Source organism: Imbroritus primus, from assembly GCF_964332355.1.
Classification (GTDB): Bacteria; Pseudomonadota; Gammaproteobacteria; order Burkholderiales; family Burkholderiaceae; genus Imbroritus; species Imbroritus primus.
In genome coordinates, this window is the sequence record NZ_OZ201293.1 from 2171103 (window position 1) to 2194153 (window position 23051).

The window sequence follows — 23051 nt, forward strand, 5'->3', positions numbered from 1 at the left end:
CAATCCCCTATAATCAACGATTCAGCCGAATCTCCTCCCTTGCGCAGCATGACCACAGAAGACCAGTCCCTCGCCAAAAGCTTTGAACCCGCCAATATCGAGGCCCATTGGGGCCCGGAATGGGAAAAACGCGGCATCGCCACGCCCACACTCGACGACGGCAAGCCCGATTTCTCCATCCAGCTGCCGCCGCCGAACGTCACCGGCACGCTGCATATGGGACACGCCTTCAACCAGACCATCATGGACGGCCTGACGCGCCATGCACGCATGATGGGCGCAAACACGCTGTGGCTGCCGGGTACCGACCATGCGGGCATCGCCACCCAGATCGTCGTGGAGCGCCAGCTCGATGCGCAGAAGGTATCGCGCCACGATCTGGGCCGCGAGAAATTCGTCGAGAAAGTGTGGGAGTGGAAGGAACAGTCCGGCTCCACCATTACCGGCCAGATTCGCCGCCTTGGCGCGTCCATTGACTGGTCGCGCGAGTACTTCACCATGGACGAACGCATGTCGTCGTCGGTGGTCGAAGTGTTCGTGCGCCTGTTCGAGCAAGGCCTGATCTATCGTGGCAAGCGCCTGGTGAACTGGGACCCGGTGCTCGGCACCGCCGTGTCCGACCTAGAAGTCGTCAGCGAGGAAGAGGATGGCAGCCTCTGGCACATCCGCTACCCGCTCGTGGAAACCGATGCCGCCAAGGGCCTGACGCACCTGACCGTGGCCACCACCCGCCCGGAGACCATGCTCGGCGACGTGGCCGTGATGGTGCATCCGGAGGATGAACGCTATGCCCACCTGATCGGCAAACAGGTCACGCTGCCGCTGTGCGGCCGCACCATCCCCGTGATCGCCGATGAGTACGTGGACCGCGAATTCGGTACCGGCGTGGTCAAGGTCACGCCTGCCCATGACTTCAACGACTATGCCGTTGGCCAACGCCACGGCCTGCCGCAGATCAGCATCCTGACGCTCGACGCCAAGATCAGCGCCGATGCGCCGGCCGCCTACCAGGGCATGGACCGCTTTGCGGCGCGCAAGCAGATCGTCGCCGATCTCGATGCCCAGGGCCTGCTGGCCGAGGTCAAACCGCACAAGCTGATGGTGCCGCGCGGCGACCGCACAGGCGTGGTGATCGAACCAATGCTGACCGACCAGTGGTTCGTGGCGATGAGCAAGCCCGCCGCGGAGAATGCCTACCGCCCCGGCAAGTCGATCGCCGAAGCGGCGCTCGACGCCGTGCGCAGCGGTGATATCCGCATGGTGCCGGAAAACTGGACCACCACGTACTACCAGTGGCTCGAGAATATCCAGGACTGGTGCATCTCGCGCCAGCTGTGGTGGGGCCACCAGATTCCCGCATGGTATGGCGACAATGGCGAGATCTTCGTCGCCCGCACAGAAGCCGAGGCACAGGCCAAGGCGCAGGCCGCCGGCTACACCGGCGCGCTCAAGCGCGACGACGACGTGCTCGACACGTGGTTCAGCTCCGCGCTGGTGCCCTTCTCCTCGCTCGGCTGGCCGCAGCAGACACCGGAACTGAAGCACTTCCTGCCGTCGTCGGTGCTGGTCACCGGCTTCGACATCATCTTCTTCTGGGTGGCGCGCATGGTGATGATGACCTGCCACTTTACCGGCCAGGTACCATTCCACACCGTGTACGTGCACGGCCTGGTGCGCGACGGTGAAGGCCAGAAGATGAGCAAGTCGAAAGGTAACACGCTCGATCCGATTGACCTGGTGGACGGTATCGACCTCGAATCACTGGTCACCAAGCGTACTTCTGGCCTGATGAATCCCAAGCAGGCGGAGAGCATCGCCAAGAAGACCCGCAAGGAATTCCCGGACGGCATCGCCCCGTGCGGTACCGACGCGCTGCGCTTTACCTTTGCCTCGATGGCCACGCTGGGCCGCAACATCAACTTTGACCTGGCGCGCTGCGAAGGCTACCGCAACTTCTGCAACAAGCTGTGGAACGCCACACGCTTCGTGCTGATGAATACCGAAGGCAAGGACTGCGGCCTTGGGGAATGCAACCACGATTGCGGCCCGGAAGGCTACCTGCACTTCTCGCAGGCCGACCGCTGGATCGTCTCACTCTTGCAGCGCGTGGAAGCCGACGTCGAGAAGGGTTTTGCCGATTTCCGCTTCGACAATATCGCCAGCGCGCTCTACAAATTCGTCTGGGACGAGTACTGCGACTGGTACCTGGAACTCGCCAAAGTGCAGATCCAGACCGGCACCGAAGCCCAGCAGCGCGCCACGCGGCGTACCCTGCTGCGCGTGCTGGAAACCGTGCTGCGTCTCGCACACCCGATCATCCCGTTCATCACCGAAGCCCTCTGGCAGAAAGTGGCGCCGCTTGCCGGCCGCGCGCGCGGTGACGGCAGCGAGACACTGGCACTGCAGGCCTACCCGGTCTCGCAGCCATCGAAGATTGATCTCGCGTCCGAGCAATGGGTCGCGCAACTCAAGGGACTCGTCGACGCCTGCCGCAACCTGCGCGGCGAGATGAACATTTCGCCAGCGCAGCGCGTACCGCTGTATGTGCAGGGCGACAGCGCCTTCCTGCAGGCCGCCTCGCCGTATCTGCAGGCGCTGGCCAAGCTGTCGGAAGTCAAGGTGTTCGACGATGCGGCAGCGTTGCAGGCCGAGAGTGCCGGTGCGCCGGTCGCCATCGTCGGCGACACGCAGCTGATGCTGAAGATCGAGATCGATGTGGCCGCCGAACGCGCCCGTCTCGGCAAGGAAACCGAACGTCTGCGCGGCGAGATCGCCAAGTGCACCGCCAAGCTCGGCAACGAGAGTTTTACCGCGCGTGCGCCGGAAGCCGTGGTGGCGCAGGAGCGCCAGCGACTCGCCGACTTCGAAGCCACCCTGGCCAAGCTCGATGGCCAGCTGGCCCGCCTGCCCGCCTGATCACGCGCAAGGAGCCTTAAACAGATGTCAATACAGAACCGCGTCACCAAAGCCGTGTTCCCGGTCGCCGGGCTGGGGACGCGCTTCCTGCCGGTCACCAAGGCCAGCCCGAAGGAAATGCTGCCGGTCGTGGACAAACCGCTGATCCAGTATGCGGTGGAAGAAGCCATTGCCGCCGGCATCACCGAAATGGTGTTCGTGACGGGGCGCAACAAGCGCGCCATCGAGGATCACTTCGACAAGGCGTATGAACTCGAAGCGGAACTGGAAGCCAAGAACAAGCAGGCGCTGCTCGACGTGGTGCGCTCGATCAAACCGGCGCATGTCAGCTGTTTCTACGTGCGCCAGCCGGAAGCGCTGGGTCTCGGGCATGCCGTGCTGTGTGCCGAGAAGCTGATCGGCGACGAACCGTTTGCCGTGATCCTCGCCGATGACCTGCTCGATGGCGAACCGCCGGTGATGAAACAAATGGTGGACATGTACGGCCACTTCAACTGCTCGATCCTCGGCGTCGAGGAAATCGCGCGCGAACAGAGCCGTTCATACGGCGTGGTCGACGGGCGCGAGTGGGAAGAAGGCGTGGTGAAGCTCTCGGGCATTGTCGAAAAACCCGCGCCGGAAGAAGCCCCATCCAACCTCGGCGTAGTCGGACGCTACATCCTGACGCCGCGCATCTTCGACCATATCCGCAACCTCAAACCGGGCGCGGGCGGCGAGTTCCAGCTCACCGACGCCATCCAGTCGCTGCTGGGACAGGAACAGGTGCTGGCGTACCGCTACAAGGGCACGCGCTACGACTGCGGCAGCAAGCTGGGGTATCTGAAGGCGACCGTGGAGTTTGCGCTCAAGCACGCGGAAGTGCGCGATGACTTTGCCGTGTATCTCGCCAATCGCGGCTGACGGAATACATCAGGTACGACGGCAATCCGGTTCGATACCGGCGCAGACCGTGTGAGACACATTGACGTGCCTCACACGCTCCAGCAGCAAATCCTGATGACCCGCCGCTGGAAACCGCGCAAGATGCCCTGATGCGACGCGCCTTAGCGGCGGCGCATGTAGAACACGAACACCTTGTCGACCTCCTGGTGTTCGAGCAGCTCGTTGCCAGTCTGCTTGGCAAAGGCCTGGAAATCGCGGCTGGAGCCCGGATCGGTCGCCATGACCTTGAGCACTTCTCCACTGGCCATGTCTGCCAGCGCCTTCTTGGTCCGCAGGATCGGCAGCGGGCAGTTCAGTCCGCGCGCATCGACTTCTTTCTGAAATTCCATGAATGTTCCTGAATCACTCCCCGCTGGGCGCGGGCTGTAGCCCGATATTGTAGCGGAATCGCCGCCGACGCATGGCAGGATGTCCATATCGTGACATCGACCACACCCGAGACAAGAGTGGATTCAGTCACGCCGGCGCATGCGCATGAACAGCGCTGCTCCAGCCAGCAACGCTGCTGTGGCAACCAGCAACGAGGGCGTAAACGAACCTGTCCGGCCAACCAGTTCGGTGGCCAGCGGCGGACCGACGATCTGCCCAAGGCCATAGGTCGCCGTCATCAAGCCCATCAGGCGCGGTGCGCCCGGTCCCGCGAGCGTATGGGCCTCACGCATGGCAAACAGCGTGATGACGGTGAACGGCATGCCAAGCAGCAGGCTGCTGAAGGCAAAACCGGGCACGCTTGGCGACACGATGGCCGCGAGGATCGCCACGGCTTGCAGGACATACGCTATTGCCAGCATCACGACCGGATCATGCCGCGTCGGAATACGGGTCGCCAGTGCCGCACCGCAAACGATGCCGGCGCCGAACATCGGCCAGAACAGGTCCGGCCACGGTGATCCCGGCAAGGCATGGCGCGCAATCACCGGCAAGAAGGTAGCTGTGATGATGTAGCCGAATCCCGCCAGGCCATACACCCACGCCAGCAACCAGGCCCGTGCAGACAGGACGCCCGCACCGCTGCCCGTCGCCGTTGCAGGCGCACGCGAGGAGCGGAACTGCGGCCAGATGAGCGCCACGATCAGCAGCGCGATCGCCGCAAAGCACAGCCAGCCCGATGCAGCCTGCCATCCCGCCTGCACCATGACGCTCGCCGCCAGGCCGGTCAGCACGATACCCGCGCCTGGCCCGCAGAACATGATGGCCGCGAGCTCGGGGCGGCCCAGTTCGGACAGGCGCATCAGGCACCAGCCGGAGGCGAACACCAGCACCCAGGCGCTGGCCACGCCTGCCAGCCCGCGCAGCACGGCCCAGGCAAGCGGCGTGTGCACGACCCCCATGCCGAGCGTCAGCAGCACTGTGGCCACGAGACCGAAACGCACCATGCGGCCCGGCCGCACGCGGATCAGCATGCTGGACGCTGCGCCGGCAAAATAGCCAAAGTAGTTGGCGGTCGCCAGCCAGCCGCCCTCAGAGAGCGTGATCACGCCGTCGTGCAGCATCATCGGCAGCAGCGGCGTGAACGCAAAGCGACCGATGCCCATGGCAACGGCCAGGGCCAGCAAGGCGGTGGCGCCGATCAGCCACGGCGAGGCGGCGGAAGCGGCAGGGCTCGGATCGGATCGCATGGGAATCAGGAATGCGCCGCCGACGCACAGCACTCGCGGATATCGCGCGCCAGCGCCTCGACCGTTTCCTCCGACGTATCCCAGGCGCACATGAAACGGCAACCGCCTGCGCCAATAAAGGTGTAGAACTTCCAGCCCCTCGCCCGTAACGCATCGATGGCCGGCAGCGGCAATTCCGCAAACACGGCGTTCGCCTGCACGGGGAACATTAGGCGGACGCCCGGCACGCCCGCAATACGCTCCGCCAGCAAGGTTGCCATGGCGTTCGCGTGCCGAGCATTGCGCAGCCACACGTCGTGCTCGAGCAAACCCAGCCAAGGGGCGGAGATGAAACGCATCTTGGACGCCAGCTGGCCGGCCTGCTTCACGCGGTAAGCGAAGTCTTCGGCCAGAGCGCGGTCGAAGAACACCACGGCCTCGCCGACCGGCAAGCCATTTTTGGTCCCGCCGAAACACAGCACATCGACGCCGGCGCGCCAGGTCACATCGGCAGGATGCACATCGAGCGCGGCCACGGCATTGGCAAAGCGCGCGCCATCCATATGGACGCGCAGGCCATGCTGGCGCGCCACGGTGGTGATGGCCTGGATTTCCTCGATGCTGTAGACCGTACCGACTTCGGTGGCCTGGGTCAGCGACACCACTTTGGGCTTCGGATAATGAATATCGGCACGGCGCGTCACCAGCGCCTCGACCGCCTCAGGCGTCAGTTTGCCGTGCGGACCATCGGCCACCAGCAACTTGGAACCATTGGAGAAGAATTCGGGCCCGCCGCATTCGTCGGTTTCGATATGCGCGAGCGTATGGCAGATGACCGAGTGGTAGGACTGGCACAGTGCCGCGAGCGCCAGCGAATTGGCGGCCGTGCCATTGAAGACGAAAAACACTTCGCAGTCCGTTTCGAACAACGCACGCAGCCGGTCACATACGCGCTGCGTCCACGAATCGTCGCCATAGGCCGGCTCATGGCCGCTGCCATTGGCCTGCAGGAAATAGGTCAGCGACTCGGGACAGAAGCCGGCATAGTTGTCGGACGCGAAGTGCTGCATATCTACCTCATGACTTGTCCGACTGCAGCGTCCCTGCCGTTGCCCAGCTGTTGCGCGGGATTTCGCTGAACACGACGTGCAGCGTGTCAGGCTTGCAGTTGAATGTCTCGCAAGCGAGCTTCGTCACTTCACGGGCAAACGTACGCTTCTGCTCGTTCGTCCGACCGGCAAGCATTTCGACACGAATCACAGGCATGGGAACTCCAGGGAGAAACAGGCCGAGGCGCGGCCTTCGCGCGTCCCATTGTAGCGGCTGTCGGCGGGCACCGACAGCCGGCCATGCATTTCCCCCGGAGCAGTCAAGGTTTAACGGGCGCCGACTGCCTCGACGGAGACTTGCCGGTCACCCTTCAGGCAGCGAATGACTGCCTGGGATTTGGGACCCGGACACTGCGCCCTGGTCTTCACGCCGTGGCCTTCCGCACGGATGCGGGCTGCCGGTACGCCGTTGGCGACGAGAAAATCACGGACGGTATCGGCACGGCTTTGCGACAGTGCTTGATTGGCCGAGGCGTTACCAATCCGGTCAGCAAATCCCACAATCTGGACACGATCGAGCTGAGCCAGGTCGCGCAGGTCACGCGCCAGCCGCGCGAGACGAGCCTGACCGTCATCATTCAGGCTGGCGACATCTGCCTGGCCGAATTCGAACGTGAACTGGTCAGACACGTTGACGGCCTGGAGCTTGACCGGCTCGGGCACGGGCTGCGCCGCGACCGGCTGCGGCTGGCGCTCCTTGATCAGGTCGGCGCATTGCGGCTTGTTCCACAGCGTGCGGCGCACCTTGGCCTGATCGTCATACAGCACCTTGTACTGGCACTGCGTGACCGAACCATCGGCGTCGCGCAGGTTGAAAATGTAGTTCCACTCGCGCACGCCGAACAGGCCTTCGCTGAAATGCGGCGCACCCAGCAGGTCGAGCACCTGCGGCTTGGTCAGGCCATTGCTCATGTTGCGCAGATTGGCGACATTCGGAAACAGGCCTTCAGTGCGATAGGACGAGGCCGGATCGGGAAACTGCTCCTCGGACGGTGCGGCAGCCGAGGCGGCAGCCTGGAACAGCATGGTGAGCGACAGCAGGCAGGCTGCCAGCGATGATTTGCGATTCATGTTCATTCCTTGAAAAAGGGATCTTGGACGAGTCGGGATCTCGGAAAGTCAGGGTCCTGGAAGATGCGTGTGGTGGCGAGGCCGACCGACCCTTCTAGGCCGCCAGCCTCGCCAGGCCTGGCTTACTTGATCACCCACTCCACGCCGGCACCCGCCGCGACACCGCCATGGCGACCGCCGGACACGCCGCCGGTGATGCTCCAGCGGCCGTTTTCAGCCGTGCTGCGGAAGCTCACGCCGAGCGCGACCTGCTTGCCGTAGTAGCCTGTGCCGACGCGCAGCGTGGTGGCGCCCGGTGCATAGTTAGCCGGCGCCTGCAGGGCGATGGCCGAGGCAATACCGGCATTGGAACGACGCTCGAGCTTGTCGATGTCGCCGTGCAGGGCATTCACGCGCTGGTCGGTGTAGTTGTTGGCTTCTGCCGTGGCTGCACGCAACTGGCCGACCGTGGCGCCGTCAGAGTTCTGCACGCCATCGGCCATGTTGGAGATAACGCGATTGCCAACTGCCACGACGTTCGCGCGGCCGCCGTCATCGCTGCCATTGCCCAGGGCGACCGAGTTGTTGCCCGAGCTCTTGGCACCAGTACCAAGCGCCGTGCTGTTCTGGCCGGATGCCACGGCATTGTTGCCAATAGCCACCGAGTTGGCGCCGGACGACACCGCACCCGAACCGCCTGCAACCGAGTTGCTGCCCGAGGTATCCGGGTTGACCACGGTACCGACGTTCACCTGGAACAGGCCGGTAGTGCCCTGGCTGATCTGGTTGAACTTGTTGTCGGTGTAGCTCTTCGACGAGTTCAGGATGGTGTCGCCGTAGGCCTTGAGCTGGCCGCCGTTGATGGCATCCTTGCTGCCCGCGGCGATGTTGCCGTCGGCCACGTTGGTGACCTTCGTACCGTTGGCACCGCCCAGCGTCACCGTGTCCTTGCTGGCGTTGTCGTATTTCACGACATTGTCCAGGCTCGCGTTGACGCTGCTGATCTTATTGTCGACGTAATCCTTGTTGACGGCATCCGAACCCTGCACCGGTGTCAGCACGTTGCGGATGATGCGGTTGCCGGCATCGTAGTAGCCGCCGGCGGTATTCAGCTGCAGCGTGGTGTTGAACAGCGTCGTGATATCGGTCGTGTTTTTCGTGACCTGGGTGTTGGTCGCGTACAGCTGGCTGCCGTTGACCGCATCCTTGCTGGTCGCCGAGAGGATGGCTTCCTTGACATTGCCCAGGCGCACGGTGCTCGCCGCACCCACGCCACCCAGCGTGACCGCGGTCTTGCCGGCATCGTCATAGCTCACGAAATTACCACCCGACACGGCCGTGATCTTGTCATCCAGCGCCTTCAGCTGGCTGCCGTTGACAGCATCCTTGCTGGTCGCGGTGATGTCGCCATCGGCCACGTTCTTGATCTTCAGGCTCTTCGAATCGTAGAACGACCTGGTCGGATCGAGCAGCAGCGCGTCGGCGAACAGCGTGTTGATGTTCGTCGTGTTGTTGGCGATGTTGGTCGTGTTCTGCGCGACCTGGTCGTTGGTCGCCTTCAGCTGGCCGAAATTGACCGCGTCGGTGGTGTTGACGCCCGCCTTCACGTTGGTCAGCGCCACAGGGGCTGCCGCGCCGGCACCGCCCAGGGTGACCGAGGTCCTGCCCGCGTCATCATAGGCCACGAAGTTGCCGGTCACGCCTGCCGTGATCTGGTCCTGCAGGGCTTTCAGCTGGCTGCCGTTGACGGCGTCCTTGCTGGTGGCGGAAACATCGCCGTCCGCGACGTTCTTGATCTTCAGGCTCTTCGAGTCGTAGAACGATTTGGTCGGATCAAGCAACAACGCATCGGCGAACAAGGTATTGATGTCCGTCGTGTTCTTGTTGATGTTCGTCGTATTGTTCGCGATGTTGGTGGTGTTGTTGGCGATGTTGGTCGTGTTCTGCGCGACCTGGTCGTTGGTCGCCTTCAACTGGCCGAAGTTGACCGCATCGGTGGTCAGTGAACCGGCGGCCACATTGGTCACCTTGACCGGCGTGGTCTTGCTGCCACCGGCACCCACGAGCGTCACCGTGCCATGGCTGGCGTCGTCGTACAACACAGCGTCGAGCGTGGTGCCCGAGCCGATCTTGGCTTCGACGGCCTTGAGCTGGTTGACGTTGACGGCATCGGTACCGTTCACGCCCGGCGCCAGGTTCTGGATCGTCAGGTTCTTGCCGGTGCGGCCTGCGTCGTAGAACGACTTGGTCGGATCGAGCAGCAGCGCGTCGGCAAACAGCGTGTTGATGTTCGTCGTGTTGTTGGCGATGTTGGTCGTGTTCAGCGTGACCTGGTTGTTGGTCGCCGTGAGCTGACCGAAGTTGACCGCGTCGGTTGGATTGACGCCAGCCTTGACGTTGGTGAGTGCTACCGGTGCTGCCGCACCGACGCCACCGAGCGTGACCGAGGTCTTGCTGGCATCGTCATAGGCTACGAAGTTGCCGATCTGATTTTGCAGCTGGTCGCGGATGGCCTTGACCTGGCGGACGTTCACGGCATCCGTGTCTGCTGTGCCGTTTTCCACATTGGTGATCTGGCGTGTGAAGGTGACAGGCGACGAGAAATTTCCCGAGATCGTACCGTCATTGCCGACGGACACCGCGCCACGCGTGGTGCTGACAGCCACACCAGTCAGCGGGTCGACCACATTGGTGATGGTACCGCGGGTCGCGAACGACTCTGCACCAAGTGCAACAGAACCCTCCTGCCGCGCGTAGGCATAGCGTCCCAAGGCAACGCCATTCACAGCGCTCAGCGAAACACCAGCGTGATCGCCGACTGCTGTTCCGCCATCCGCGTAGCTATTGGTGAAGGCGCCGATCATGGTCGCATAGTCCGCGAACGTGAGTGAAGCACCATTGCCGCCAGCCTGGTAGCCAAATGCTGAGGAGAGGTAGCCTGATGTCACCGCACCGGCACCAACCGCCGTCTGCCCACGGCCAGAGTTCGGCGTGGAGGCGATGAAACGCGTCCGGGCATGGTCACCGATCGCGATGCTTTCCGGTGTGAGGACGCTGGCGCCATTGCCGGCAACAATCGAGCCACGCGTATCGGTCGGAGCGGTACCGCAGTATGGTGCAACCGCATAGCCGCCCTGCGCATCCAGGACGACGCACGGATCAAGCTGCGCAAACGCGCTCGGCGCCAGTGAGAGCGTGCCGACGCCGATGAACAGGCCGGCGATCTGTTTGGACAGCGCGGTGCGCTGCGTACGGGGAGAAACATTCTTTTGCATGATCATTCCTTGACGGAAAAACGTTTAAAGCGGATCTGTCAGAACCGATGAACCGAAGCCGGGCCGGAGACGGACGCGAGCCGTGCTGCGCACAGCCGTGGACGCGCCGGCGTGAGGACATGCCTCAGCTGGCCGTCGAAAAGGCTGTGGCGGTGTGTGGTGGATGTATTTCCCCGGAACGGGGCGAGGACGCGAGTGCCGCGCAGGTACGATTCGTGCCGTACCCCAGAGGCGCGGGGTATTCGGACATGTCGATCGTGACCTTGGTGCAGCGCGTGGGCAGTGGATTGCGTTGCATAGTCATTCTCCGGAGAACAATTAGGGAACCAACACTTTCTTCCACAGCCTGATTAAGCAGCCGGCATTCCTTTTCGGATTATCTAAAAACCGGACGGAAGAAGGTGAGACTATTATCTCCAGCAATGCAACGCGGAAATCTTAATAAACCTCTCTACTTAGTAAAGAATCTCAAATCATTGATTTGACATTATTTCTAGTTCCTATCGGAACAATTCCCCTACAATTGCGACGGCGACTCATACTCCTCAACCTCCCCCCACCATCGCCGCCACGGCGACATCGCTCATCGCGGGTAAATTTAAATAAATTTTTCAATTTGTTCATCCAGTAACAGGAACCAATATTATTGGAGCGTTACTACATCAGCATTACCCATCAAAGAATAATCATAAATGCAGGTTGCCATTCTTTCAAAAAACCTCGACCTGATACGCTCTGTTAATCAGGTCGGATTAACGCTTCAATATTCGACGGAAGCATATGGCGATGACATGCCGCTGATTCGTGCATTGCGCAGCAAATCGTTTTCGATGGTGATCGTGGATGCGGCGTTGCAGTACAACCGGCATAGCATGCTCTGCCAATGGCGGGCATCCCATGGCTGCAAGGTGCCATTACTGGTGGTGGGAACGTTCTCGAGCACCTACGCCATGCAGGCCGCCCTCGATTCCGATGCGGCCGACATCGTCACCGGCCCGGTGAATCTCGACGAACTGTCGGTTCGCGCCGGGCGGGTACTACATCAATCACCTTACCCAACCCAGGCCGGCATGGTCTGCATCGGCCGTTATGCACTGGACCGGCGCAACTGTCGGGTGCTGCTGGATGACGAAGTGATCGCGCTGACGGCTCGCGAATACCAGCTGGCGGCAGTGCTGCTGGCCAATCCGGGCGTTAACTTTTCGCGGGAACAGCTGTCCCGGATCGTATGGTCCAGCACGCGTGAAGTGGCCGAACGCTCGCTGGAGCAGTACATCTATAAACTGCGCAAGAAGCTTTATCTGTCGCCCGAAACGGGTGTGATACTGCGCACGCTGTACGCGCAAGGTTATCGGATAGAGGCCACGGCCGACGTAGCTGGTGCGGGACCGGACGAGATGGCCGGCGCCGCGGCCTGTGCGCCGCCAAGCAGGGATGCGACACCTGCCACGCCGTGAACGGCTGAGCACACACGACGTGCCACGTTCAAAGGCAGTGGCAATGTTGGCCGGATGGGCCGGCGCTGGCGATACAGACGCCTCGAGCCGAGGCTCTCGCGTTGGGATCCTTGGTAACCCTCCTGCTCCGCGGGCTACCAGTCAGTGGCTATCGCCCCGGATGGCTGCGATCTCGTGCCAAAGAAAAACGGGACGCGTCATGCGTCCCGCAGATGCTGTCGGCCCCAGGCATGGGGCCCGCCAACGCAATATGAAAATCAGGCCAGTTTGCCGCCCACCCATTTGGCGACACCCGCCAGGGCTGCCGGCAGTGCGGCCGCATCGGTGCCGCCCGCCTGCGCCATGTCCGGACGCCCGCCGCCCTTGCCGCCGACCTGCTGCGCCACGAAGTTGACCAGTTCGCCTGCCTTCAGGCGCGATGTGGCATCGGCGGTCACGCCGGCGATCAGGCTGACCTTGCCATCCTGCACGGCACCCAGAACGATAGCGGCCGTGGCCAGCTTGTCCTTGAGCTTATCCATGGTTTCGCGCAGGGTCTTGGTATCCGCGCCATCGAGCTGGGCGGCCAGCACCTTGATGCCAGCCACATCGACAGCCTGCTGCGCGAGCTCATCGCCCTGCGAAGCGGCCATGCGGGACTTGAGGCGTTCGAGTTCCTTCTCGAGCGCACGCACGTGGTCCTGCACCTGATGGATGCGCTGCGTCAGCTCGGACGGCTGGGCGCGCAGCGCGGCCGCAGCTTCCTGCAGGCGCGTGTCGAGCGATTGCAGATAGGCCAGGGCGTTGTCGCCCGTGATCGCCTCGACGCGGCGGATACCGGCGGCGACGCCGCCTTCCATGACGATCTTGAACAGGCCGATATCACCCGTGCGGGTAACGTGCGTACCGCCGCACAACTCGCGCGATGAGCCAATGCCGAGCACGCGCACGGTATCGGCATACTTTTCGCCGAACAGGGCCATGGCACCGCTCTTCACGGCATCGTCGAACGGCATGATCTCGGCGCTGGTGGCTTCGTTACGGAGAATTTCAGCGTTGACGATGGCTTCCACGCGGCGGATTTCGTCTTCGGTCATCGGTGCGTTGTGGGAGAAGTCGAAGCGCGTCTTGTCGGCATCGACGAGCGAACCTTTCTGCTGGACATGGCCGCCCAGCACTTCGCGCAGCGCCTTGTGCATCAGGTGCGTAGCGGAGTGGTTGCGCACGGTGCGGGCCCGGTTCAGGGCGTCGACGCGCGCCAGCACGCTGTCGCCGACCTTGAGCGTGCCGCCAGCCAGTGCGCCATGATGACCAAACACATCGGGCTGGATCTTGGTGGTGTCGCTGACGGTGAAGGCGGTGGTGCCGGCGGTCAATACACCCCGGTCACCCGCCTGGCCGCCGGATTCGGCATAGAACGGCGTATGGTCGAGCACCACTACGCCCTGCTGCCCCGGCTGCATCGTGTCGACAGCGAGGCCGTCGACATACAGGCCGGTCACCTTGGCCACCTCGAGATCGAGCGTGTCGTAGCCGTGGAACGTGGTCTTGGCGCCAGCGTACTCCAGCCCGGCGGCCATCTTGAACTTGCCGGCCGCACGCGCCTGTTCGCGCTGGCGATTCATGGCGGTGTCGAACGCGGCATCGTCCACCGACAGTTCATTCTCGCGCGCCACGTCCTGCGTCAGGTCGAGGGGGAAACCGTAGGTGTCATGCAGCTTGAATGCCAGTTCGCCATCGAGCACCTTGCCGCCCTTCTGCTTCAGGTCGGCCACGGCGGCGTCGAGAATTGACATACCGTGCTCGATGGTTTCGAAGAAGCGCTCTTCCTCGGCACGCAGCACGTCGGTGACGCGCTGCTGGGCCTCGCGTAGTTCGGGGTAGGCGTCGCCCATCTGCGCCACCAGCTCGGCCACGAGCTTGTGGAAGAACGGCTTGCGCACGCCGAGCTTGTAGCCATGGCGGATCGCGCGGCGCACGATGCGGCGCAGCACGTAGCCACGGCCTTCGTTACCGGGAATCACGCCATCGACCACCAGGAACGAGCAGGCGCGAATATGGTCGGCAATGACCTTGAGCGAATTATTGGCGAGATCCGCCGTGGCCGTCTCGCGGCCCGCTGCATGGATCAGTGCCTGGAACAGGTCGATCTCGTAGTTACTGTGCACATGCTGCAACACGGCCGCGATGCGCTCCAGGCCCATGCCGGTATCCACGCAAGGCTTGGGCAGCGGCGTGAGCGTGCCCTGCTCGTCGCGGTTGAACTGCATGAACACGAGATTCCAGATCTCGATATAGCGGTCGCCGTCTTCCTCGGGGCTTCCCGGAGGCCCACCCCACACGTCCGGACCGTGATCGTAGAAGATTTCCGAGCACGGGCCGCACGGACCGGTATCGGCCATCTGCCAGAAGTTGTCGGAAGCGTAGCGCGCACCCTTGTTATCGCCAATGCGAATGATGCGTTCCACCGGCACGCCGACTTCCTTGGCCCAGATGTCATGGGCTTCGTCGTCTTCGGCATAGACCGTGACCCACAGCTTTTCGGCCGGCAGCTGGTAGACGGTGGTCAGCAGTTCCCAGGCAAACTTGATCGCATCGCGCTTGAAATAGTCACCGAACGAGAAGTTGCCGAGCATCTCGAAGAAGGTGTGATGCCGCGCCGTGTAGCCGACGTTTTCCAGGTCGTTGTGCTTGCCGCCGGCACGCACCGAGCGCTGCGCCGAAGTCGCACGTGTGTAGGGCCGCTGCTCCGTACCCAGAAAAACATCCTTGAACTGCACCATGCCGGAGTTGGTGAACAGCAGCGTGGGATCGTTGCCCGGCACGAGGCTGGACGAGCGCACGATGGTGTGACCTTTCGATTCGAAAAAGGACAGGAACTTGCTGCGGATGTCGGAGACTTTCATATTGGGTGGCGGCCGGCGCGCCGGCAGGCGGAATGTTTGGGGATATTGCGAACCCTTCATTATAAAGCCAAGCGAACCGCCCCGGGCCCCCGCCGGTCCGGAATGTTAAAGTGGGCGATTCAGGCATGCCGGCACGTGGGACACGCCCAGGCACGCCGTGCCAACTTTCGACAGGAGACCGCATGGGAGCGCTGAGCCATATCCGCGTGCTCGACCTTACCCGCATTCTGGCTGGCCCATGGTGTGCCCAGAACCTGGCGGATTTCGGGGCCGACGTCATCAAGATCGAGCGGCCGGGCGCTGGCGACGATACCCGCACCTGGGGGCCGCCCTACCTCCGGGACCCGGAAGGCAACGACACCGCCGAGGCCGCCTATTACCTGGCGGCCAACCGCAACAAGCGTTCCGTGACCATAGACATTGCCAGCCCCGAGGGCCAGGCCGTGATCCGCGACCTCGTGGCGCACAGCGACGTCGTGCTGGAGAACTACAAGGTCGGCCAGCTGAAGAAATATGGGCTCGACTACGACAGCCTGCGTGCCATCAAACCCGACCTGATCTATTGCTCGATTACCGGTTTTGGCCAGACGGGCCCCTATGCGGCACGGGCCGGCTATGACTTCATCATCCAGGGCATGGGCGGCTTCATGAGCATTACCGGCGAACGCGACGCGCTGCCCGGCGGCGGCCCGCAGAAAGCCGGCATTGCCATTTCCGACCTAATGACCGGCATGTACGCAACCATCGGGGTGCTGGCCGCGCTCGCGCACCGCGACCGGACGGGCGAAGGGCAGTACATCGACATGGCGCTGCTCGACGTGCAGGTCGCCATGCTCGCGAACATGAACACCAATTACCTCGCCAGTGGCCAGGCGCCGGGCCGCTGGGGCAACGCCCATCCGAACATCGTGCCGTACCAGGCATTTCGCACTGCGGATAGCTGGATCATCCTGGCCGTGGGCAACGACGGTCAGTTCCGCAAGTTCGCGCAAGCTGCCGGTGCGCCCGAGCTGGCCGACGACCCCCGCTTTGCCACCAATCCGGAACGCGTACGCCACCGCGACATGCTGGTCCCGCAGATCGCCGCGTTGATTGAAAAGCGCAGCAAGAGTGACTGGATCGCCACGCTCGAACGCGCAGGCGTTCCCTGCGGGCCGATCAATACGCTCGACGAAGTGTTCGAGGATCCCCAGGTCGTCGCCCGCGGCCTGCGCGTCGACCTGCCGCACCCGACCGCCGAACTGGTCAAGCTCGTGGGCAGCCCTGTCCGCATGAGCGGCACGCCTGCACAGGCCATGCGCCACCCGCCTCTGCTCGGCGAGCATACGGAAAGCGTACTGCGTGAGGTCCTCGGCTACGACGACGGACGTATCGCCGCCCTGCGCGCGGCGGGAAAGATATAGCCATGCAGCAACCCCGAAACGCCCCTGACCACGCCCACCGGGGCCACGCGCTCCGCTGGCCGCCCCTCGGCCTGGCGCACTGATCTACCTTGCAGGAGTCCTCATGCTGCCCGACGCATTGCTCGCCTTCTTGCACTACCTGTCGATCTTCGGTCTGGTGGGAGCCCTGACCGCCGAAGCAGTGGTACTGCGCCCCGGCATGACGCCATCGATCCTCGCACGGCTCATGCGCTACGACGCCGTCTATTTCCTGATGGCCATCCTGACGCTGGGCACCGGCGTCGGCCGCTTGCTCATGAGCCCCAAGGGGCTGGCGTTCTACATGACCAATCCCTGGTTCCACGCCAAGATCGGACTGTTTGTCCTGATTGCCCTGCTCTCGATCAAGCCGACGCTGACGTTCTTCCGCTGGAAGAAGCAGGCCCGCCGGCTGCCGGATTTCGTGCCACTGCCCGCCGAACTGGCGAAGACGCGCCGCTGGGTCATGCTGGAAGCCCACCTGCTGATCTTTTTGCCGCTCTGCGCCGCACTCATGGCGCGCGGCATCGGGATGGGCTGAACATTTCCCCGAGTCTCTCCGTTTCGTAAGCATCGAGGCTGCCGCTCCCCCTCCGCCGCCCGCCTCACCCCGCCTCGCGCATCCGCTCACGGCACATCCTTGCATAAGCCCACATCCGGCCGGAGACCGTGGCCCCATGGCTACTGGCACCCACCGCTGCCGCGGCTGCGTGGACAGCATGATCCTTTGCGCGCTTCTGCGCCAAGCGCTCTTCCTTGCCTCACGCCCGCTCTAGGGAATAACCCTGAATCTTGCCAATTTCTTTCCAAATTGTAAGCAAATGAAAGGTCGTTGAAAGCTGATCTCCTTAACGTGCACGCTAACCAAGGAAGGTGCCTCTGGATTCGTGCATCGAACCTTGCTGCCCCAACTCTATTTTGAGGAGAACAATGTTGCAGATACGCAGCCAAAAGGACTTTTTCTCCGGCCTGTTCTATCTGGCCGTGGGCCTTGGCTTCGCCCTGGTTGCCCGAACGTACTCGATGGGCACGGCAGCCAAGATGGGACCGGGATACTTTCCGTTCTGGCTCGGCATCGTGCTGGCCATTCTCGGCCTGATCGTCACGATCCAGTCCCTGAGTTCCAAGGGTGAGGTCGACAAACTCGATCGCTGGGACATCAAGACCCTGCTGTGGATCCTGGGTGCGGTCGTGCTCTTTGGCCTGCTCCTGCGCCCGCTCGGCCTCGTGCTGTCGCTGGTGGTACTGATTCTCGTATCGAGCATGGCCAGCCACGAATTCGGCTGGAAAGGCACGATCCTGAACATCATCTTCCTGATCGCCTTCGCCATGGGCGCCTTTGTCTACGGCCTGAATCTCCAATTCCCGATCTGGCCGGCATTCATTGCACCTTGATTGGTTAACCCACTGAGAGAACGATGGAACTATTTGACAATCTCGCGCTTGGGTTTTCCACGGCGCTGACTTTCCAGAACCTGGCCTACGCCTTTCTGGGCTGTATCCTCGGAACGCTGATCGGCGTGCTGCCGGGCCTGGGCCCGCTCGCCACGATCGCCATGCTGCTGCCGGCCACCTATGCCCTGCCACCGGTGGCTGCACTGATCATGCTGGCCGGTATCTACTACGGTGCGCAGTACGGCGGCTCCACCACGGCTATTCTGGTGAACCTGCCCGGTGAGTCATCTTCCGTGGTGACCACACTGGACGGCTACCAGATGGCCAAGCGCGGCCGCGCTGGCGTGGCGCTGGCCACCGCCGGTATCGGTTCGTTCTTCGCCGGCTGCGTGGCCACGCTGATCCTGGCCGCCTTTGCTGCCCCGCTGGCGGAAGTGGCCTTCAAGTTCGGCCCCGCCGAGTACTTCTCGCTGATGGTCGTCGGCCTGATCGGCGCCGTGGTGCTGGCCTCCGGTTCGCTGGTCAAGGCAATCGGCATGATCGTGCTCGGCCTGCTGCTGGGTCTCGTGGGTACCGACGTCAACTCGGGCGCGGCGCGCTTCTCGTTCGACGTGCCGGAACTGACCGACGGCCTGAACTTCGTGTCGATGGCCATGGGTGTGTTCGGCTTCGCTGAAATCATCGCCAACCTCGAACAAAAGGAAAAGCGCGAAACCTTCCTCAACGCGATCACTTCGCTGTATCCGACCAAGGAAGACTTCAAGCGCATGATCCCTGCCATCCTGCGTGGTACGGCACTGGGTTCGGCACTCGGCATCCTGCCTGGCGGCGGCGCGGCGCTGGCTTCGTTTGCGGCCTATACGCTGGAGAAGAAGTCGTCGCGTCATCCGGAAGAATTCGGCAAGGGTGCCATCGAAGGCGTGGCCGGTCCGGAATCGGCCAACAACTCGGCCGCCCAGACCTCGTTCATCCCGCTGCTGACGCTCGGTATTCCGCCGAACGCCGTGATGGCGCTGATGGTCGGTGCCATGACCATCCACAACATCCAGCCGGGTCCGCAGGTGATGACCAGCAACCCGTCGCTGTTCTGGGGCCTGATCGCCTCGATGTGGATCGGTAACCTGATCCTGATCATCCTGAACCTGCCGATGATCGGTATCTGGGTGAAGCTGCTGACCGTGCCGTACCGCTTCCTGTACCCGGCGATCCTGGTGTTCTGCTGTATCGGTGTGTACTCGGTGCAGAATACGACCTTCGACGTGTTCCAGACCGCGGCCTTCGGCGTGCTCGGCTACATCTTCATCAAGCTGCGCATGGAACCGGCCCCGCTGCTGCTCGGCTTCGTGCTCGGACCGATGATGGAAGAAAACTTCCGGCGCGCCCTGCTGCTGTCGCGCGGCGAGTTCTCGGTGTTCGTGACACGTCCGCTGTCGCTGAGCCTGCTGATCGCCGCCGCCGTGCTGGTCGCCATCGTGGCCCTGCCGTCGATCAAGAAGAAGCGCGAAGAAGCCTTCCAGGAAGAGTAAGACTGTCGCCCCTGGCGGCATCCCTGATCGGGCACCCTCGGGTGCCCGATTTTCATTTGTACCCTCGCCATGGCATCTGCCTTGCCCCGAAAAGCCACCCGGGGCATCCAATCCGCGTGGATTCCGCGCCGGCGCGGTAGAATCGCAAGATCGACGCACACCATCTGATATGAGCCAACACGACAACGCCACGCCGCCCGCTTCCAATTTCGTCCGGGCCTTGATCGAACACGACCTTGCCAGCGGCAAGCATGCGCACCGCAAGGATGCCGCCGGCCAGCCGCTGCCGACCGTCATTACCCGTTTCCCGCCGGAGCCGAACGGCTACCTGCACATTGGTCACGCCAAGAGCATCTGCCTGAACTTTGGCCTGGCACGCGATTTCGGCGGCCGCTGCCATCTGCGCTTTGACGATACGAACCCGGTCAAGGAAGACACCGAATATGTCGATACCATCATCGACTCGGTGCGCTGGCTCGGCTTTTCGTGGGAACAGGGCGGCACGGCACATCTGCACTACGCCAGCGACTATTTTGAGCAGCTCTACCAGTTTGCCGAACTGCTGATCCAGGCCGGGAAGGCCTATGTCGACAGCCAGGATGCCGAAACCATCGCCGCCACGCGCGGCAATTTCTCGGAACCCGGCACGCCCTCGCCCTGGCGCGGGCGCAGCGTCGAGGAGAACCTGCAGCTGTTCCGTGACATGCGCGCGGGCAAATACCCGGATGGCGCACACGTGCTCCGCGCCAAGATCGACATGGCCGCGCCCAATATCGTGATGCGCGACCCGATCCTGTACCGCATCCGCCATGCGCATCATCACCGCACCGGCGACGCGTGGTGCATCTACCCGATGTACGACTTCACGCATTGCGTGTCCGATGCGCTGGAATCGATCACGCATTCGCTGTGCACGCTGGAGTTCGAGAACAACCGGCCGCTCTACGACTGGGTGCTGCACGCCCTGCGCGATGCCGGGGTATTTGCCGATCCGCTGCCGCATCAGTATGAATTCGCGCGGCTCAACCTGACCTACGCCATCACCAGCAAGCGCAAGCTGCTGCAGCTGGTGAATGAAAAGCGCGTGGACGGCTGGGATGACCCACGCATGCCGACACTGGTCGGTATCCGCCGCCGCGGCTACACGCCAGAAAGCATCCAGCTGTTCTGTGAACGCATCGGCGTCTCCAAGGCCGACAGCTGGATCGACATGAGCGTGCTCGAAGGCGCCGTGCGCGACGATCTCGATGCCCGCGCGCCACGCGCCGTGGCCGTGCTCGATCCGCTCAAGCTGATCATCGACAACTACCCGGAAGGCCAAAGCGAGACCTGCACCGCACCGGTCCACCCCAAGAAGCCGGAACTCGGCAAGCGCGAGTTTCCGCTGTCGCGCGAACTGTGGATCGAACGCGAGGACTTCCAGGAGGAGCCGCCCAAGGGTTACTTCCGCCTGTTCCCGGGCAACAAGGTGCGGCTGCGCTACGGCTATGTCATCGAATGCACCGGTTGCGACAAGGATGCGGATGGCAATATCATCGCCGTGCACGCCACCTACCTGCCGGAGACCAAGAGCGGCACGCCGGGGGCCGACAGCGTGAAGGTGAAGGGCAATATCCACTGGGTCAGCGCCGCACATGCGTGCGCCGCCGAAGTGCGCCTGTACGACCGGCTGTTCAAGGAACCCCACCCAGACGCCGGCGGCCGGGATTTTCTCCAGGCACTGAACCCGGACTCCAAGCGGACGCTCACGGCCTATCTCGAGCCTGGCCTTGCCACGGCCAGACCGGAAGACCGCTTCCAGTTCGAGCGCCACGGCTATTTCGTGGCTGACCGGGTCGATACCCAACCGGGCAAACCGCCGGTTTTTAACCGTATCGTCGGCCTCAAGGACAGCTGGGGCAAGTGATCGCGGCCCGCAGGCGCGCGTCCTGTTGGACCGTGCCTGCGGATCGGTTTGCTAAAAAACCAGCACTTTTTTCCTGTATTTCTGCGTCTCAGGGTCTACACTGTGGTGTGATCCAATATCAACGCTCGTCCGCACCAAGGGCGGGCTCCCCCCTCCCCGGCCGTCCCACACAGGCGCGTCGGGCGGTTTGCGTGGCAGTGTTTCCAGGCAGGTCGGGGCGATGCTTTGCGAGAGGTGATATGTTGCAGGAAGCTTACATTCATTCGGTCGAACACCTGATTGCCGCCTGCCGGCAACCGGCCGGATCCGCCCCGTCCACAGGCCTGAACAGCACCATGCTGTTTCATCTGCTGAGCGGCGGCCACACCGAAGTCATCCGCGCCTGTCGCACACAGCCGGACCTGCAGGCGAGCATTTCCCGCCTGGACCCGGAAAGCCGTACCGACCTGCTGGCCGCGCAGGCTCCCGATGGCAGCCATGCCCTGACGCAGATGATCCGTGCCAGCCACTGGGCAACGCTGCGGGAATACGCGCTGCTGCTACGCGCCCATGCAAGCGACAAACGCGTCCTGCAGGACATTCTCGGCCGCAACGACCTGCCCGGGCTACTTGACGAGATCGTCGCACTAGGCCATGCGCCGGCCGTGCCGGCGCTCGGTGAATTCTGGTCCCTGCTTGGCCTGACGCGACGCGAACTCCTGCCCCTGCTGCCAATGCCGCACCCGTCCGCCCAGACCATCATGCAGGTCGCCCAGCAAATGCCGGGCAACGCCGCGGCCCGCAAGGCCATCGCCATGCTCGGGCAATTCGGCCTGCTGGAAACGCGTATTTTCCTGCCCCGCTGACGCCGTCGCGGCATCGCGATGCGGTATGCTGTCGCCCTGTTCCGTCTCTTTCGGCCTGCCCTTCTCCTATGCCCACCATCGATGTCCCTCTGCAAGCGCCCTTCATTGAACTGAATCAATTGCTCAAGGTCGCAGGCGTATGCGACAGCGGCGGGGCCGGCAAGCAGATCGTGGCCAGCGGGGCCGTCACGGTGGACGGCCAGCCTGAAGCCCGCAAGACAGCGAAGATCCGCGGCGGCCAGGTGGTCACCGTGGGGGACATCGTAATCCGCGCCAGCGATCCTGCCTGATCAAACCATCCGCTGGCGCCATATTTCTCCGGAGCCACAGCATGAGCATTGCATTCTGGTGCGTCCTGGTCGCCGGCTTGATGCCGGTCGTGACCGTCGCCATTGCCAAGTGGGGTGTCCGCGACTATGACAACAATGAGCCGCGCGCCTGGATGGAACAACTGCAGGGCCTGCGCCGCCGCGCTGATTACGCCCATCGTAACCATTTCGAAGCCTTCCCGTTCTTTGCCGCCGCCGTCATCATCGCCAGCCATCTGCAAGCGCCGCAGGGGCTGCTCGACAGCTTCGCCCTGCTGTTCATCGGCGCACGCGTCGTCTACATGCTGTGCTATCTCTACGACCGCGCCACGCTGCGCTCGATCGTCTGGTCGATCAGCTATCTCTGCATCATCGGCATTTTCCTGATTCCGGTCTTCAAGACCTGAGCCCCCTCATC

At 62.9% G+C, this 23051-nt stretch carries 18 protein-coding genes; 11 read left to right on the forward strand and 7 right to left on the reverse strand.

Annotation, left to right across the window (positions count from 1 at the left end; all coding sequences use genetic code 11):
- The first annotated feature begins 48 nt into the window (after nt 1-48).
- Nucleotides 49-2916 carry a valine--tRNA ligase gene (locus ACQ3C8_RS09925; RefSeq protein WP_428851461.1) on the forward strand — a complete coding sequence of 956 codons (2868 nt, stop codon included), beginning with the start codon at nt 49-51 and terminating at the stop codon, nt 2914-2916.
- Nucleotides 2917-2946: 30 nt separating this feature from the next.
- A complete protein-coding gene (galU, locus tag ACQ3C8_RS09930; RefSeq protein WP_428853060.1) occupies nt 2947-3816 on the forward strand; it encodes a UTP--glucose-1-phosphate uridylyltransferase GalU in 870 nt (289 codons plus the stop codon).
- Between the two features lie 143 nt (nt 3817-3959).
- Here the strand turns inward: galU and ACQ3C8_RS09935 are convergent, their stop codons facing one another.
- From ACQ3C8_RS09935 to ACQ3C8_RS09960, 6 genes are all read right to left on the reverse strand, one after another.
- The gene (locus ACQ3C8_RS09935) at nt 3960-4187 is read right to left on the reverse strand and encodes a sulfurtransferase TusA family protein (protein WP_009523711.1); all 228 of its coding nucleotides are present in this window, start codon (nt 4185-4187) and stop codon (nt 3960-3962) included.
- A gap of 123 nt (nt 4188-4310) precedes the next feature.
- Nucleotides 4311-5477: a YbfB/YjiJ family MFS transporter gene (locus tag ACQ3C8_RS09940; RefSeq protein WP_009523712.1), complete on the reverse strand. Its 1167-nt coding sequence runs from the start codon at nt 5475-5477 to the stop codon at nt 4311-4313.
- A 5-nt stretch (nt 5478-5482) separates the two neighbouring features.
- Nucleotides 5483-6526, reverse strand: coding sequence for a threonine aldolase family protein (locus ACQ3C8_RS09945; protein WP_428851462.1), 1044 nt, complete (start codon nt 6524-6526; stop codon nt 5483-5485).
- 7 nt (nt 6527-6533) lie between these two features.
- Nucleotides 6534-6722, reverse strand: a complete 189-nt coding sequence (locus tag ACQ3C8_RS09950) for a 4-oxalocrotonate tautomerase (RefSeq protein WP_428851463.1) — start codon at nt 6720-6722, stop codon at nt 6534-6536.
- Between the two features lie 110 nt (nt 6723-6832).
- Nucleotides 6833-7636, reverse strand: a complete 804-nt coding sequence (locus ACQ3C8_RS09955; RefSeq protein WP_428851464.1) for an OmpA family protein — start codon at nt 7634-7636, stop codon at nt 6833-6835.
- Between the two features lie 122 nt (nt 7637-7758).
- On the reverse strand, nt 7759-10890 hold the full coding sequence (locus ACQ3C8_RS09960; protein ID WP_428851465.1) for a YadA-like family protein: 3132 nt from the start codon (nt 10888-10890) through the stop codon (nt 7759-7761).
- 692 nt (nt 10891-11582) lie between these two features.
- On the opposite strand from ACQ3C8_RS09960, the gene ACQ3C8_RS09965 reads away from it, so the two are divergent.
- The gene (locus ACQ3C8_RS09965; RefSeq protein ID WP_428851466.1) at nt 11583-12347 is read left to right on the forward strand and encodes a response regulator transcription factor; all 765 of its coding nucleotides are present in this window, start codon (nt 11583-11585) and stop codon (nt 12345-12347) included.
- A gap of 257 nt (nt 12348-12604) precedes the next feature.
- On the opposite strand, the gene alaS is transcribed toward ACQ3C8_RS09965, so the two are convergent.
- Entirely contained in the window at nt 12605-15232 is a 2628-nt protein-coding gene (alaS, locus tag ACQ3C8_RS09970; protein ID WP_428851467.1) for an alanine--tRNA ligase, read from the reverse strand.
- Nucleotides 15233-15414: 182 nt separating this feature from the next.
- Between alaS and ACQ3C8_RS09975 the strand changes: the two genes are divergently transcribed.
- From ACQ3C8_RS09975 to ACQ3C8_RS10010, 8 genes are all read left to right on the forward strand, one after another.
- On the forward strand, nt 15415-16635 hold the full coding sequence (locus ACQ3C8_RS09975) for a CaiB/BaiF CoA transferase family protein (RefSeq protein ID WP_428851468.1): 1221 nt from the start codon (nt 15415-15417) through the stop codon (nt 16633-16635).
- 103 nt (nt 16636-16738) lie between these two features.
- Complete coding sequence (locus ACQ3C8_RS09980; protein ID WP_428851469.1) at nt 16739-17194, forward strand: DUF2214 family protein; 456 nt, start codon at nt 16739-16741, stop codon at nt 17192-17194.
- Nucleotides 17195-17586: 392 nt separating this feature from the next.
- A complete protein-coding gene (locus tag ACQ3C8_RS09985; protein WP_037030793.1) occupies nt 17587-18048 on the forward strand; it encodes a tripartite tricarboxylate transporter TctB family protein in 462 nt (153 codons plus the stop codon).
- Nucleotides 18049-18071: 23 nt separating this feature from the next.
- Nucleotides 18072-19574, forward strand: a complete 1503-nt coding sequence (locus ACQ3C8_RS09990; protein WP_009523723.1) for a tripartite tricarboxylate transporter permease — start codon at nt 18072-18074, stop codon at nt 19572-19574.
- 169 nt (nt 19575-19743) lie between these two features.
- Complete coding sequence (locus ACQ3C8_RS09995) at nt 19744-21480, forward strand: glutamine--tRNA ligase/YqeY domain fusion protein (protein WP_428851470.1); 1737 nt, start codon at nt 19744-19746, stop codon at nt 21478-21480.
- 239 nt (nt 21481-21719) lie between these two features.
- Nucleotides 21720-22325: a hypothetical protein gene (locus ACQ3C8_RS10000; protein WP_009523725.1), complete on the forward strand. Its 606-nt coding sequence runs from the start codon at nt 21720-21722 to the stop codon at nt 22323-22325.
- A 68-nt stretch (nt 22326-22393) separates the two neighbouring features.
- Complete coding sequence (locus ACQ3C8_RS10005; RefSeq protein WP_428851471.1) at nt 22394-22615, forward strand: RNA-binding S4 domain-containing protein; 222 nt, start codon at nt 22394-22396, stop codon at nt 22613-22615.
- Between the two features lie 41 nt (nt 22616-22656).
- Nucleotides 22657-23040 carry an MAPEG family protein gene (locus ACQ3C8_RS10010; protein WP_428851472.1) on the forward strand — a complete coding sequence of 128 codons (384 nt, stop codon included), beginning with the start codon at nt 22657-22659 and terminating at the stop codon, nt 23038-23040.
- The last annotated feature ends 11 nt before the right edge of the window (nt 23041-23051 follow it).